The 13,809-nt window shown below is 62.3% G+C and carries 13 protein-coding genes; 4 read left to right on the top strand and 9 right to left on the bottom strand.

Features of this window, described 5'->3' with window-relative positions; genetic code table 11:
- Positions 1–5: 5 nt before the first annotated feature.
- Positions 6–1,148 (bottom strand): M24 family metallopeptidase, encoded by a 1,143-nt coding sequence (locus QM685_RS11990; protein WP_415116058.1) that lies wholly within the window; start codon positions 1,146–1,148, stop codon positions 6–8.
- 370 nt (positions 1,149–1,518) lie between these two features.
- On the opposite strand from QM685_RS11990, the gene QM685_RS11985 reads away from it, so the two are divergent.
- From QM685_RS11985 to QM685_RS11975, 3 genes are all read left to right on the top strand, one after another.
- Positions 1,519–2,223 (top strand): GntR family transcriptional regulator, encoded by a 705-nt coding sequence (locus QM685_RS11985; RefSeq protein ID WP_415116056.1) that lies wholly within the window; start codon positions 1,519–1,521, stop codon positions 2,221–2,223.
- A 73-nt stretch (positions 2,224–2,296) separates the two neighbouring features.
- Complete coding sequence (locus tag QM685_RS11980; RefSeq protein ID WP_415116054.1) at positions 2,297–3,049, top strand: arylmalonate decarboxylase; 753 nt, start codon at positions 2,297–2,299, stop codon at positions 3,047–3,049.
- A 187-nt stretch (positions 3,050–3,236) separates the two neighbouring features.
- Positions 3,237–4,235 (top strand): LysR family transcriptional regulator, encoded by a 999-nt coding sequence (locus tag QM685_RS11975; protein WP_415116053.1) that lies wholly within the window; start codon positions 3,237–3,239, stop codon positions 4,233–4,235.
- A 45-nt stretch (positions 4,236–4,280) separates the two neighbouring features.
- Here the strand turns inward: QM685_RS11975 and QM685_RS11970 are convergent, their stop codons facing one another.
- From QM685_RS11970 to QM685_RS11960, 3 genes are read right to left on the bottom strand one after another with little or no spacing between them, the layout of a single operon-like run.
- Positions 4,281–4,712, bottom strand: coding sequence for a carboxymuconolactone decarboxylase family protein (locus QM685_RS11970; RefSeq protein ID WP_415116052.1), 432 nt, complete (start codon positions 4,710–4,712; stop codon positions 4,281–4,283).
- Positions 4,709–5,317, bottom strand: coding sequence for an FMN-dependent NADH-azoreductase (locus QM685_RS11965; RefSeq protein WP_415116050.1), 609 nt, complete (start codon positions 5,315–5,317; stop codon positions 4,709–4,711). Before QM685_RS11965 ends, QM685_RS11970 begins: the two co-directional genes overlap by 4 nt.
- Positions 5,318–5,320: 3 nt before the next feature.
- Positions 5,321–5,761: a GNAT family N-acetyltransferase gene (locus tag QM685_RS11960; protein ID WP_415116048.1), complete on the bottom strand. Its 441-nt coding sequence runs from the start codon at positions 5,759–5,761 to the stop codon at positions 5,321–5,323.
- A 91-nt stretch (positions 5,762–5,852) separates the two neighbouring features.
- Between QM685_RS11960 and QM685_RS11955 the strand changes: the two genes are divergently transcribed.
- Positions 5,853–7,289 carry a PLP-dependent aminotransferase family protein gene (locus tag QM685_RS11955; protein ID WP_415116046.1) on the top strand — a complete coding sequence of 479 codons (1,437 nt, stop codon included), beginning with the start codon at positions 5,853–5,855 and terminating at the stop codon, positions 7,287–7,289.
- A gap of 72 nt (positions 7,290–7,361) precedes the next feature.
- On the opposite strand, the gene QM685_RS11950 is transcribed toward QM685_RS11955, so the two are convergent.
- From QM685_RS11950 to QM685_RS11930, 5 genes are all read right to left on the bottom strand, one after another.
- Positions 7,362–7,802: a MarR family winged helix-turn-helix transcriptional regulator gene (locus QM685_RS11950; RefSeq protein WP_415116044.1), complete on the bottom strand. Its 441-nt coding sequence runs from the start codon at positions 7,800–7,802 to the stop codon at positions 7,362–7,364.
- Positions 7,803–7,824: 22 nt separating this feature from the next.
- Positions 7,825–9,720 carry an FAD-binding monooxygenase gene (locus tag QM685_RS11945; protein WP_415116042.1) on the bottom strand — a complete coding sequence of 632 codons (1,896 nt, stop codon included), beginning with the start codon at positions 9,718–9,720 and terminating at the stop codon, positions 7,825–7,827.
- A 359-nt stretch (positions 9,721–10,079) separates the two neighbouring features.
- The gene (locus QM685_RS11940) at positions 10,080–11,534 is read right to left on the bottom strand and encodes an MFS transporter (protein ID WP_415116040.1); all 1,455 of its coding nucleotides are present in this window, start codon (positions 11,532–11,534) and stop codon (positions 10,080–10,082) included.
- A 36-nt stretch (positions 11,535–11,570) separates the two neighbouring features.
- Positions 11,571–13,031 carry an NAD-dependent succinate-semialdehyde dehydrogenase gene (locus tag QM685_RS11935; protein WP_415116038.1) on the bottom strand — a complete coding sequence of 487 codons (1,461 nt, stop codon included), beginning with the start codon at positions 13,029–13,031 and terminating at the stop codon, positions 11,571–11,573.
- Positions 13,032–13,100: 69 nt separating this feature from the next.
- Positions 13,101–13,808: a GntR family transcriptional regulator gene (locus QM685_RS11930; protein ID WP_415116036.1), complete on the bottom strand. Its 708-nt coding sequence runs from the start codon at positions 13,806–13,808 to the stop codon at positions 13,101–13,103.
- Between the last annotated feature and the right edge of the window lies 1 nt (position 13,809).

Here is a 13,809-nt window from a genome sequence, read left to right as displayed (position 1 = left end):
GGCGCTCACACCACTGCCAGTTTGCGCGGGTAATCGGTCAGGTATTCGAATCCGTCCTTTGTGACGACGATCGAATCGCCCACACGTCCGCCGAACTCGCTTTCGATCGTGATACCGCCGTCGACGGCGAAAGTCATGCCGGCTTCCAGCGTGCGTTCTTCGCCGCGCTTCAGTTCCGGCGTCTCGAGGAACGAATAACCAATCGAACGCCCTGTGCGATATCCCGGCGCGAAACCCGCGCTGCGATAGACCTCTTCCGCAGCGGCATTGACATCTTCGCAGCGCGCGCCAGGTTTGATCCGCGCCAGCGCGGCCTGCTGCGCCGCGACCGCTGCTTCGTAGACTCGAGCCTGTTCATCGGTCACGGAGCCGACAAAGAATTCCCGGTCGAACCCGAGCTTATAGTTCCTGAAATTGGCGATGCCGCAAAAGCACAGGTAGACGGGATCGCCGCGCTTCAGTTTGCGTACCGAGGATCGACGATGCACGAGGCAAACGTCGCGGCCGGACTGAAGAATCTGCAGGTTGTAGATGGTGGGTGAAACAAACCTGTCGGTATGCTGATCCAGAAATGAAGCCGCTTTACGGGTTCCACTGGCGATGACCGCCAGTGCGATCTCGTACTCAGGTACGCCTTCCACGATCATCTCTTTCGCCGCCTCGACCATCGCAACAGCAATCTGGCCGGCCTGCTTCATGGTGACGATTTCGCTTTGAGTCTTGATCGCTCTGAGATCGAGGATGATCTGACCCACGTCGACCAGGTGGTCCGCCGCGACCGGCAATGCGGCTGAAACGAGCGGTGGCATTTTTGCGCGCTCGATCCCGAGACGCCGCACGCCCGTGGCCTGCAGTACCTCCCGCAGCAGCTTGCGCCATTCGTCGTCAATTCCGTCGGCCCAGCAACGTATGTCCTCGATCCAGCTCATCTGGGCGCACATCCCGGATTCCATTAGCGGCGTGATCAACACCGGATCGCGATCCCGTGCAACGACGAGCAGCGTCGGCCGGCCGAAATCCATGCCCAGGTAGTTCCAGAAGCCCCCGAAGTAGGCAACGGCATCCGGGTCGCTGATCAGCGCTACGTCGATGTCCGCGACATGTAGCGCATCCCGTAGTTTGCCCACCCGTCCTTCGTATTCGCTCACATTCCCTCCGCCCGATTAGCTGTATTCATCAAGTACACAGGTCCGACTCTAGGAAGGACAATTTCCGCTGTCAAGTGATGGATTTGCCTGGGCACGGATCAACATCGAATTAGCTCGCCTCCCAAATTTATCTAGTAATTTCATATATTTATATAACTCATCGCAGCCAACGCCGACGCTGTGCCGAAGTCTCAATCTGAAGCAAAACTTATTCACGACCAGAACCTTTACAGATGCTATCTATTTGCTGTGTACAGGTTGCATATAGCCGGCACTTGTAGTTATCATTGTCCGGTACGCTGTACCTGTTCGGTCATAACCGGGTTGGATCGCCGTGACCATTGCGGCGGCATCCTGTGAGGGAATATCCATGGCACGTGTCGTAAAACTGAAGGGTCAAGCGCGGCGGCTCGCACCGAGAGCGCCGGCAGCGCGCGGTCAGACGCCGGACATATATCGGGTAGTTCGGGATCGCATCTGTAGCCTCCACTACCCGCCCGGCACTTTGCTCGGAGAGGGTGTGCTCGCGGAAGAATTCGAGGTCAGCCGCACACCGATTCGACAAGTGCTTCAGCGACTCGAATACGAAGGACTGGTCGAAACAAAAAACGGCGTCGGTACCATCGTGAGCGGTGTGGATTTCCGTGAGTATCGGGACACTTACAATTTCCGCCTGAGACTGAGCGAGATGCTCGGAGACTTTTGCTCGCCTGCCGACGCACCCCAGGCACTCGAACGCATTGAACGCCTTATTCCCCGTGCCACTGCGTTATCCAGTCAACCACGTAACTTCGACGAGTTCTGGGCAATCCTTCACGAACTCCATTTCGCGATCAACGAATTGATCAGGAACAGGGAGTTGCGCCAGACGCACGACAGATGCTATTTCCAGGCCTCGCGCGTCTGGTACAACTTCGCTGCCGACCTGTGGGACGAGGAAATCGAATACCTGAACCGCGAACTCGAAGAATGCTGCAGAGCCTTGCGGGCTGCCGATATGCGAGCTCTGGGTTTGGTACAGCGCAACTACATATCTTTCGGCCTGGCGCGGATCGCCCGATTCATAACCGGTTAATCCGTCCAGCTAGGGCTTTGGGTCGCGAAGCATGCTACCGGGCGTGCGTCATCTTCAGACAGGAGTTCGTAACGTGGGACGGAACATTGGGTTCAATATCAAGTTTGACGGTGGTCGTCACGATCGTGCCAAGGCAGGTTTCGTTTTGCTCGCTACTGAGCAGACGATTGAAGACGACATGTTCGCGTTGCTTCCGAAAGGCGTGGGAATTCACTTCACCAGAGTCCCGAATCCGGACAGCATCACAAGGGAGTCGCTCGACAACATCGCCACCAGTCTCGCGGAATCGGCGGCGCGCATCCTCCCCGACGGAAGCCTCGACGTCATCTGTTATGGCTGTACATCCGGAAGCCTCGTCGTCGGCGAGAAGAGGGTCTTCGCGGAACTGTCGCGCGGCGCTCCCAATGCGAAAACGACAAGTATGGTCACGGCGGTCATTCGCGGACTCCGTGCCGTCGGTGCCAGGCGGATCGTCATCGGTACGCCGTACCTCGACGAGATCAACGTCATGGAGAAGGTCTACCTCGAGAACGAAGGCTTCGAAGTGCTGGCTATTCATGGCCTGCAGCTTGAAAAAGACAGCGATATGGTGCGCGTCACGCCTGACAGCATCATTCGGATGGCGCTGTTCCTGGACCGGCCGGATGCCGATGCCATCTTTATCAGTTGCGGAGCGCTGAGATCGATCGAGGTCATTGAGGAAATCGAGAAGCAGACCGGCAAACCGGTTATCACGAGCAATCAGGCAGTCGCGTGGGATGTGATGCGGCTTGCGGGACTGCAGGATCGCATCAGCGGGTTTGGTCGTTTGCTTTCAGAGCACTGAGCAAACCGTCGAACATTCACGGCGTGGCCCGATAACTCGTGCAGTCGCAACGCCGCCCTTTCATGCATAGGGAGAAGCAGAGAAAGGGCTGTTCATGTCGACAGCGCTGATCGGCTACTCAAGGGCGTCGTCGGGTTCACATGCATGAATAGGCATCGAGCGCTGTCGGGCTTTTTACGAGCGATCAATGACACGATCCCGTCCACCAATAGATCTACGTGCTCTGGAAGCATTCGTCACCGTGTGTGAAACCGGTTCAATGACAGCGGCCGCCAGGCATCTGCACGTCAGCCAGAGTGCCGTCAGTCAATCCATCGCCGCTCTCGAGCGCGAACAGAACGTAGAGTTGTTCGACCGGGAAAGCCGCCCACCGCGTCCTAACTTTGCCGGTCGGGCGTTGCTCGAACTAGCCGGCCCACTTCTGAAGCAGGCGCACGCGGTAAGTAGCCGGATCCGGGATGCTGCGCTGGGACAGACACTGCCTGTGCGCCTGGGGTGCGTCGATTCATTCGCCGCCACGATTGGACCAGAACTGATTCGCGCGATGTCGGGCTCGGCTCGACAGATCGAAATGTGGTCTGGGCTCACCCCCACGCTTTCCCAGCAAATTCATCAACGCGAAGTCGACGTCGTGGTGTGCACTCAGCCTCCCGTCAGCGACACCCGCATCGCGGAGGCGCCGCTTTTCTCCGAATCTTTTCTGGCGGTTGCGTCACGCCGCTGGCTTGAAAAACGCGATCCCGCCGACGTGGATTGGAGCCGATTGTCCTTCGACCTTCCGTTAATCCGGTACACCGCGCGTTCAGTGATTGGACAGCAGGTCGAACGCCTGGCTCGACATCTGAACATCGATAGCCCGCGCCGTTACGAGTTCGACGCGACGGATCCGCTGCTCAGTCTGGTCAGCGCAAATCTCGGATTTGCTATCTCCACGCCGCTCTGTCTGTGGCAAGCGCGACACTATCTCGACGAGATCATCGTGCTTCCGCTTCCGGACGGACGTCTTAGCAGGCGTGATTTCTTCATCATGCACAGGCACGGCGAGTGGGACGATCTGGTCGACAAGATCTCGTCGCTCACCGAAAAGATTCTCGATGAGATCATCCGCCCGGCATTCAACCGCAGTTTGCCTCAGATGCCGGAGAACGCGCTGCTCCAGACCAGACAATCTGGAAAACAACGGTGAGTGACTGCCCGCCATAAAACCACGCGCCCGACTCCACGCAACAGCCTATTGCCGCATACCGATCGCGAGCCGGTTGAACGCACTCATCAGCGCGATCGCAAAGCACAGGTCGGAAATTTCCTGATCGCTGAAGTGCGCTTTGAGCGGCTCGAAATCTTCATCCGGCGCGTGGGTACGCCCTACTTCCACCAGCGACTCCGTCCAGACCAACGCAACCCGCTCGCGCGCCGTAAAGCGCGAACTCGCCTGCCAACCCGCCACGCTGTCGAGCTTGGCGGCCGGCATGCCTGCTTCACGTAAGAGTCTCGTATGCATCTCCAGGCAGAACGCGCAGCCGTTGATCTGCGAGATCCTCAGATACACGAGTTCGATCAGCTCCATGCCGAGGCTGCTTTTTTCCAGCGCGTGCCTGGTGGCGATGAAGCCTTGATACGCTTCAGGGGACAACTTGCTGTACGGCAAACGAAGGGTACTCATGCGGATGCTCCGGTCGAAGAGAGTGTGTCGAGAAGGGAAAGCACGCTGCGCCGGGCATCGGCCCATGCGTGTTCCGGAGGCTGACGTCCCGCCAGGTAGCTGAACTGCACGTTGCGGATGCCTATCGTGTGCAACACGTGACGCAGGTAAGGTGTGAGGAAGTCAGGCTGGCGCGCGTCGTCGCCGGTGCAGACACCGCCCGAGCGCACCAGCACGAGCACGGGTTTGTCCTGCAACAGCCCGATTTTTCCGGCCGGCGTGGCAACGAATGTGCGCCCGACGCGCAGCACGTAATCGATCCACAGCTTCAGCGCCGCGGGCACGGTGAAGTTATGCATCGGCGTGCTGATAAGGACGCCGTCGCTATGTTCCAGTTCGTCGATCAGTTGCCCGGAACATGCGAGGACGTCGTCGTGGCGCTGGTCGGACGCGGTGATGGCCTGCGCGTACCCGGTCGAAATCGGCTCGAGCGCGGTCTCCGCCAGGCTGCGCGTCGTAACGCGCAACCCCGACGCGCCGGCCTCGTCAAGGATCGGGCGCAGCAGCCGCGCGCTGCCGGAGCGCCCGGCGTGCGGACTGCATTCCAGATAAAGCAGTCGTGCCATGGGTCACTCCCCCTGCAATGACTGGCCGAAGTGCAGCCCACGCGCCAGCAACCCGTGCCGGAAGTAGAAGCGCTGCCCCAGCGCATTGGCGAGCCCGGTATCGAGCACCAGATACGCGCAGCCCCGGTTTTTCGCTTCCTCGCGCACGGCGTCGATCAGCGCGGCACCGAGGCCATGACGGCGCGCGCCGCTGCTTGCCACCAGATCGTCGATATACACGAAGCGCCCGTACAACAGGTTCTCCATGACGCGGTAGCCGGCGAGCGCCACGACCCGGCCATCCCGCGAGGCGGCGAGCAGCCGATAACCCTCGCCGGCCTGCCGGCGCACCTGCCCGGCGAAGGCCGCCGCATCGGTCAGGTGGGGCCTGAGTTCGCGCATCACGTCGAAGCAGGCCTCGCGCTCTTCGTCGCTGTCGGCGTGTCTCAATTGAAAGGGGCTCATCGCGTCGATCCTTGTTTCAGAGCCCTTACTATAGAAAAATGATGACCTATCCGACAGGTGCAAGAAATTGATAATTGACCAGGACAAGACGATGGACCTGAAGCTGCTGGAACCCGACCGGGATCGCGCCGAGCCTATCTACCTGCAGTTGTACAGGCGCTACCGCGAAGCGATTGCCGCGGGCCGGCTGCAGCCGGGCGACCGCGTGCCGTCGGTACGCAGCCTCGCCAGCGAGCTGAACCTTGCCCGTGGCACCGTCGAACTCGCCTATCAGATGCTGACCAGCGAGGGCTATCTGCTGGCGCGCGCTCAGGCCGGCACGGTGGTGTCGCAAGGGCTGGAGAACCTGGGCGGCGCGCGGCCCCGGGTGCTTCGCAAGCCACGCGCGCTGATGCCGTCTCTCGTGGCGGGCACCACCCTTCGTTCATTGCAAATGGGGTTGCCGGCATTGGATGCGTTTCCGCACAAGACCTGGGCACGTCTGGCCGGCCGCGCCGCACGCACGCTGGATACCGCCGCGCTCGGCTACCCCGACCCTGCCGGCTACGAGCCGCTACGGCATGCGATCGCGAGTTATCTCGGCATTTCGCGAGGCATCGCCTGCGCGCCCGAACAGATTTTCGTCACCTCCGGGTACCGCGGCGCGCTGCACCTGATAAGCCATGCGCTCCTGCATGCCGGCGACACCGGCTGGTTCGAGGAACCCGGATATCCGATCGCGCGGCGCTACCTCGAACACATGGGCATGCGTCTGAAGCCGGTGCCCGTCGATGACGAAGGATTGAACGTGAACGCCGGCATACGACGCGCGCGCAACGCGCGGTTCGCGGTGGTCACGCCAACGCATCAAAGCCCGCTCGGCGTGGCGCTGTCGCTGCCGCGGCGGCTGGAGCTGCTGCAATGGGCGCGCCGCCAGCGGGCGTGGATCGTCGAGGACGACTACGACAGCGAATTCCGCTACCATGGCCGCCCGTTGCCCGCGCTGAAGAGCCTGGATCGCGACGGCCGTGTGCTTTACACCGGGACCTTCAGCAAGGTGCTGTTTCCCGGACTGCGTCTCGCGTATCTGGTCGTGCCGGAACAGGAAGTCGAGCGTTTCCGCGGCATCGCGCACCTGCTGGCCGGTTCGTGTCCAATCCTGCAGCAGCGCACCGTCGCCGAGTTCATCGAACAGGGACACTTCGCGCGTCACCTGCGCAGGATGCGCACGCTTTACGCGATCCGTCGCGAATGCCTCGTCGATGCGCTCACACAGGTATTTGGCTCGCATCTGCATATCCAGCCGCAGGCCGGCGGCATACACGTGACGGCACATCTGGATGCGGCACGGGACGACAAGGCGCTCGCTGCCGCGGCAAGAGAACGGGACCTCGCCATCGAGCCGCTGAGCGACTGGCACATGATGAAAACATCGCGCAGCGGACTGCTGATGGGCTTCACCAATATCGTCGATGCGCAGCAGGCACAGACCCTGGCGAGCAGATTGAAGCAAACGTTCGATGATCGGGCGGGCAAGCGTGCGCGCTAGACGCGCTCTTTACGTACGGTGTGCCCGGCTCGATTTGCGTCCTCGACGGCGAGCGGATCGCCGGGAAGTGTGCTATTCAGATCCGGACAGCAGCATCGCGAGCAGCCGCCGCAACTCCGAAGATTCCTGCTGCGTCAACGCGGCGGTGAGAATGTGCTCGACGCGTTCGACGCGCGGGCGCAACGTAACGAGCTGCTTTTTCCCGGTCGCGGTCAGGAACAGGACGTAGCTGCGTTTGTCGGCCGGATCGTCCGTTCGCTCGACGAGGCCGTTGCGCACCATCCGGGCGACCAGGTCGGCGATCGTGGACCGGTCCAGGTCCAGTTCGTCGCCGAGCTGCCGCTGGTTGATCCCCGGCATTTGCCGCAGGACGACGAGCGCCGCGTACTGCACGCTCGTCACCTCGGTCGAAACCTCATTGAGCCATATCGCCACGTGCCGCTGCTGCGCACGGCGTACCAGGCTGCCCGTGTATTGGGCGAGCGCATGGGAATCAGAGAGTTTCGTCGGCAATTTGGTAGTGTTCCGCGCAGTATTACTTCATCCGGAAAATGGGTTGCAGGAACGCGCTCAGTTCGGCGTACGCATTCAGCGGCAGCACATGAGCGACGTACTGATCCGGGCGGACCACGACCAGCGCACCCCGTTCGCGGTCGATGCCGCGCTCGTGGAAGATATCAGTTGCCGCGTCGCTCGTAAATGCCTTCTCATAGTCGATGAGTCCGTAGCGCCCCTTGCGCGGCATCAGCAGCGTGGGGAGCGTTTCGACACGTACGTCGCCATGAGGCTGCTGCAATACCGCGCGCAGATCAAACACGCTGTCCGGGTCGGCATCCGCGGGAGTGATGCGCCGCAGAACCGAATCGGACGCGTTGACGAAGTGCTCGCACAGCGCATCGAGCGCGCTGCGACTGGCGTCGGCGAAAGCATATAGACGCCAGCGGCCGTCCGCTTGCGCGGCGTGCCCGAGATGAACGGGCCTCGCATCGGCAAGCCGGATTACCGGCGACGAATGGAATCGCGTTCCGATCGTGAAGCCGCGCGCGAGCGATTGATGTGTCGCTTCGCCGATGAGCGGGCCGGGGCGGTAGCGCGTCGCGACCCCTGCCGTGTACCGCCCCGCGCGCACGAAATAGGCCTGCAACTCGGCGGGATCGACTCCGCCGGCCTCGGGACGGTTGGGGTCCCTGGGCCGCGCCGCCATCATGGCCGACCACTCCTTGTCGAAATCGATCAGTTCCTGTGCGATGGGCTGACGTTCGTCGGAATAGGTGCGCAGCAGTTCGGCGCCGCTGAGTCCCTGAAGAACCGCACCGAGTTTCCAGCCCAGGTTGAAGCCGTCCTGCATCGATACGTTCATTCCCTGCCCCGCCTTCGCACTGTGGGTATGACACGCATCGCCGGCGATGAACACGCGCGGCTCGCGACTGGTGCCGTCGGCGGCAATGGCGTCGTCGAAACGGTCGGTCAGACGCTGTCCCACCTCGTACACCGAGAACCACGCGACTTCCTTCACGTCCAGCGAATAGGGATGCAGAATCCGCTGCGCGGTCGCAATGATGCGATCGACCGTGGTTTGTTTGATGCTGTCGCGGTTTTCCGCCGTCACGTCGCCGAGATCGACGTAGAAGCGCACGAGATATCCGCCTTCGCGGGGAATGATGAGCAGATTGCCGCCGCTCGCGGACTGAATGGCCGCTTTCAGGCGGATGTCGGGGAAGTCGGTGACGGCAAGGACATCCATCACGCCCCACGCATGATTGGCGGCATCGCCGCGCAGCGTCTGACCGATGGCGGTGCGTACCTGGCTGCGGGCGCCGTCGCAGCCCGCTACATAGCGGGCGCGCACGATGAGTTCCTCGCCGGCGCGCGACGCATCGGTGCGACGCAACGTGACGCGCAGCGGATATTCGCCTGTGTCGTCGCGTTCGACGGCGACGACTTCGAGATCGTAATCCGGCTCCAGCCGTTGCGGGGACTGACGCATGACGTCGAGCAGATAGTCCTGGATACGCGCCTGATTGACGATGACATGAGGGAATTCGGACAGCCCATCTTCGGTGTCCTTGACGCGTCCGGTACGCCTGATTGCGCCGCGATCTTCGGCATCCGGCCGCCAGAATACGGTCTCGTTGACCCAATAAGCTTCCCGGATCAAACGCTCGGCCTGCCCGAACGCATGGAACATCTCGACGGTCCTGCAGGCGATGCCGTCGGCCTGGCCCATTTGCAGCGGTCCGCCGCGGCGCTCGACGATGCGGGTGGTGATCGCCGGGAATTGCGATAACTGCGCCGCAAGCACGAGTCCCGCGGGACCGCTGCCGGCGATCAGAACGTCGACCTTCTCCGGCAGCGCGTGACCGTGTACGCGCCGCGCGGCAGGCTCGATCGCAGGATCGCCGACGCGAAAACCGTTGAGATGAAATTGCATGATGTCTTCCTCCGTTTCGACGCATCTCCGTCCGGCGACAAATATACTCCGTACACAAACTATTGCAAGATGTTTTGTGGACGCGGAATTGATGCGACGAAACGGATTATGGATGCGGCGTGGAGTGACCGGCTCCCGCGCTTGAGTGGGCTTCCCAGCGCTCCAGCGTCACTGCGGATGTGTCTTGAAACGGTCATTGACTGCGCGTGGGTCGGGAAACGGTTCCCCATCCCACGGCGAGAACAACGCAAGTAAAGCAGGCCAACGAAAGGCAGTCAGTTGCCCATCCACTTCGAATGAACGCGGGGCATATCACTGCCCAGCCAGGATTCGCCGGCCTTATCACGAGAGCATCAGTATCATTTCCTTAATGATGCGACGGCATGAATTCCATCCCTCTCGTCAATCGGACTCCCGTCAATCGGAATCGCACGACGCTGCTTCGGAACGGCAAGCACCGCCATCGCGGCCACGAGGCCCGCACCGGCAAACGCGTAGAAATTCCACGGCAATGGCGCACCCGCCTGGGCCAACGCTCCACCGATCAGCGGTCCCACGATCGCGCCGAATCGGCCGATTCCCAGCGCCCAGCCGATTCCGGTTGCCCGGTTGCGCGGCGGATAGTAGTGGGTGATATACGCGCCAAGCAGCATGGTGTTTCCGATCGTGCCCACTCCGGCGATGCCGACGAGCACGTATGTTTGCGCGATGCCGTGGGCAAACGGCAACGCGCACAGGCTCGCGGCCGCAAGCAGATAGAGCACGCTGACCACTGACTTCGAGCCGACGCGATCGGCCACCGCGCCGCCGGCCAGTGAGCCCAATGCCGCGGTCGAATTGAGCATCACCAGTAATGCAAGGCTCGATCCGAGTGGAAATCCCGCCTTTCGCATCAACTGCGGCAGCCATGTGCTCAGCCCGTAAAGCAGAAGCAGGCCCATGAACATCGCTATCCAGAACGCCAGTGTCGCCCGCACGGTCGATGCGTCGAAAAGCGCGCGTATCGGCGCAGCATGCTCGCGGCTGGCCGCTTTCCCGACGCGCGTTGCCTGAGCTGCCGGTTCGTGGATCGCATCCGTGCCGAGCGCGGGGTGACGAATGCTCAATGCCCGCGCGACTTGCCGCGCCTCGTCCATTCGACCCCCGGCAAGCAGGAAGTCCAGGGATTCCGGCAGATGACGCCCGACGAAGAGCACAGCCGCCAACGGCGCCGCGCCGAGACCAAACAGCAATCGCCAGCCGTGCGTCGGCAACCAGGTCATCGCGAGCAGCGCGACGAGAATGCCGCCCAGTGAATATCCGGTGTAAATCAACGCGTAGTTGAACGAGCGACGGCCGGGCGGCGAGTACTCGACGGTGAGCGCCGCGGCAGTCGGCACCACGCCGCCCAGCCCGAGTCCGCCCACGATCCGCGCGACGACGAACCACGTCGGCGTGGGCGCGAGCGCGGCGGCCGCCATCATCGCGGAGAACAGCGCGACGCTGCCGAGCAGCATCCGGCGCCTGCCGATCATGTCGCTCAGCGTGCCCGCGACCATCGCGCCGATCATCATGCCCGCGAGCGAGCAACTGGCGATGGCGCCCAACTGCAGTTCCGACAAGGACCAGTCGGTTCCGTGCGTCAGCATCGGCAGCACGGCGCCGTAGATCGCGACGTCATAACCCTCCGCGAGAATCATCGCGAGGCAGATCGCGACGATTCGCACGGTTACGCGCGTGGGAATCGTCGCGACGGCCACTTCGGACCGCTGCTCGGCTTCGCCGCGCACACGACGCGCGGTGACGGCCTCTTCTCCGGATGACCAGGTATTCATGGACGGCATGCTCCTTCGAGTAAGTTCGGCCGGCTGTCAAACCGCCATGCACAGGTATTTGATGACGAGATAATCATCGATGCCGTAGTGCGAACCTTCTCGCCCCAGCCCCGATTGCTTCACGCCGCCGAACGGCGCAACCTCGTTTGAAATCATGCCGGTGTTGATGCCCACCATCCCGTACTCGAGTTGCTCGGCGACCCGCCAGATGCGTCCGATATCGCGGCTGTAAAAGTAAGCGGCGAGTCCGAACTCCGTATCGTTGGCCAGCTTCACGACTTCTTCATCGCTCGAGAAGCGGAACAGCGGCGCAAGCGGACCGAACGTCTCTTCTTTCGCGACATTCATCCGCGCGGTGGTATCGGTCAGAACCGTGGGTTCGAAGAAACCGTGGCCGAGCATGTGCCGCTTGCCGCCTGTGACAAGCGTCGCGCCTTTGTCGAGCGCGTCCGCGATATGCGCTTCGATCTTTACGAGCGCTGCCTCGTTGATGAGCGGGCCGAGGGCCACGCCCGTTTCCGTGCCGTGTCCAACCTTCAAACCTTGAACAGCATCGGCAAGCTTCGATGCGAAAGCGTCATAGACGCGGTCATGCACATAAAAGCGATTCGTGCAGACACACGTTTGTCCGTTGTTGCGGAACTTGGAAGCGATCGCGCCTTCCACCGCCGCGTCGAGGTCCGCATCGTCGAACACGATGAAGGGCGCGTTGCCGCCCAGTTCGAGTGTGACCTTCTTCACCGTGGGCGCGCTTTGCGCCATCAGCAATCGCCCCACCGCGGTCGAGCCGGTGAACGACAGCTTGCGGACCACGGGGCTGCTCGTCATCGCCTGCCCAATCGCCTTCGGGTCACCGGTCACGACATTGAGCACGCCCTTCGGCACGCCCGCGCGCTCGGCGAGAACGGCTAGCGCGAGCGCGGAGAATGGTGTCGCTTCAGCCGGCTTGACGACGATGGGACAGCCCGCCGCGAGCGCCGGGCCGACCTTGCGGGTAATCATCGCGTTGGGGAAATTCCACGGCGTGATCGCCGCGCACACGCCCACGGGTTCCTTGACCACCACGAGCCGTCTGTCCGACGCCGGTGTGGCGAGCGTGTCGCCCGCCACGCGCTTGCCCTCCTCGGCGAACCATTCGATGAACGACGCCCCGTAGAGAATCTCGCCTTTCGCCTCGGCAAGCGGCTTGCCCTGCTCGGCGGTGAGAATCAGCGCAAGGTCGTCGGCGTTCTCGAGCATCAGTTCGTACCAGCGCCGCAGCACGAGCGCGCGTGCCTTCGCCGTCCGCGCGCGCCACGCGGGCCACGCAGCGTTGGCCGCGGCGATCGCGCGCAACGTTTCGGCCTCGCCCATCCGGGGGACGCCGCCAAGAGCGTTGCCTGTCGCGGGATCGACTACGTCGAAACTCTCGCCCGAATCGGCCGCGCACCACTGGCCATCGATATAGGCCTGATCGCGCAATAGCGCCGGGTCCTTCAACAGGGTCTTCAATTCCACGATGATCGTTCCTTGATGGGAGAAAAAAATGCCGCGCCCGCAGGCGCGGCCGTCATGCGGCGCGTCGCCCTAGCCCGCCCGACGCTGCATCGCATGCTCATGCCCTTCCGCCAACAGCTTCCGGGCGATCTCGGCCACCCTGTTGACGTGCGCAATCGCGGCCTCGCGCGCACCCGGCGCGTTGGACGAGCGAATCGCCGAGAGAATCTGGTGCATTTCCTCGACGGCCTGCCGACCGCGGTCGTCGGAAGCGATCGTCAGCGCTCTCAGGCGGTTGATGCGCGCCGTCAACGACTGCACGATCTCCCAGGCGACGTGTTTCTGGCCGCCAACGAACATCCGCTCATAGAAAGCGGACGTGAGTGCCCTGACGGCCTGATAATCCTGCGCGTCGAAAGCCTGCTGAATCCTGTCGACATAGCCGGCCAGATCCGCGACGGTACGCTCGTCGGCATGCCGCGCGCAGGCCATGGCCGCCTCGCCCTCCAGCAATGCGCGAATTTCGTAGATCTCCGCCGCCGTATCGAAGTCGAGCACGGCGACGATCGGCCCCTGGTTCGGTATCGAGTCGACCAGCCCTTCCGTTTCCAGATGCCGCAAGACCTCGCGCACGACGGTACGGCTCACGCCGAGCAGCTCGCATAGCGAGCGCTCGACCAGCCGCTCGCCCGGATGGAAATGCGCGTCCAGGATTGCCGTGCGCATTTTCTCGAGCGCGAGTTCCCGCAAGGTAGCCGTCGGGCGTTTCACCTTCAGCGATGGAAGCGCGTCACTCATG

The organism is Paraburkholderia sp., assembly GCF_047605525.1.
Classification (GTDB): domain Bacteria; phylum Pseudomonadota; class Gammaproteobacteria; order Burkholderiales; family Burkholderiaceae; genus Paraburkholderia.
This window is presented reverse-complemented; position numbering and strand designations above follow the sequence as displayed.

Excerpts from the sequence above, each read along its gene's own strand:
- QM685_RS11965 (WP_415116050.1), bottom strand. The coding sequence starts at position 5,317 with ATGGCACGACTGCTTTATCTGGAATGCAGTCCGCACGCCGGGCGCTCC.
- QM685_RS11975 (WP_415116053.1), top strand. The coding sequence starts at position 3,237 with ATGACACGATCCCGTCCACCAATAGATCTACGTGCTCTGGAAGCATTC.
- QM685_RS11955 (WP_415116046.1), top strand. The coding sequence starts at position 5,853 with ATGGACCTGAAGCTGCTGGAACCCGACCGGGATCGCGCCGAGCCTATC.
- QM685_RS11945 (WP_415116042.1), bottom strand. The coding sequence starts at position 9,720 with ATGCAATTTCATCTCAACGGTTTTCGCGTCGGCGATCCTGCGATCGAG.
- QM685_RS11985 (WP_415116056.1), top strand. The coding sequence starts at position 1,519 with ATGGCACGTGTCGTAAAACTGAAGGGTCAAGCGCGGCGGCTCGCACCG.
- QM685_RS11940 (WP_415116040.1), bottom strand. The coding sequence starts at position 11,534 with ATGAATACCTGGTCATCCGGAGAAGAGGCCGTCACCGCGCGTCGTGTG.
- QM685_RS11930 (WP_415116036.1), bottom strand. The coding sequence starts at position 13,808 with ATGAGTGACGCGCTTCCATCGCTGAAGGTGAAACGCCCGACGGCTACC.
- QM685_RS11970 (WP_415116052.1), bottom strand. The coding sequence starts at position 4,712 with ATGAGTACCCTTCGTTTGCCGTACAGCAAGTTGTCCCCTGAAGCGTAT.
- QM685_RS11960 (WP_415116048.1), bottom strand. The coding sequence starts at position 5,761 with ATGAGCCCCTTTCAATTGAGACACGCCGACAGCGACGAAGAGCGCGAG.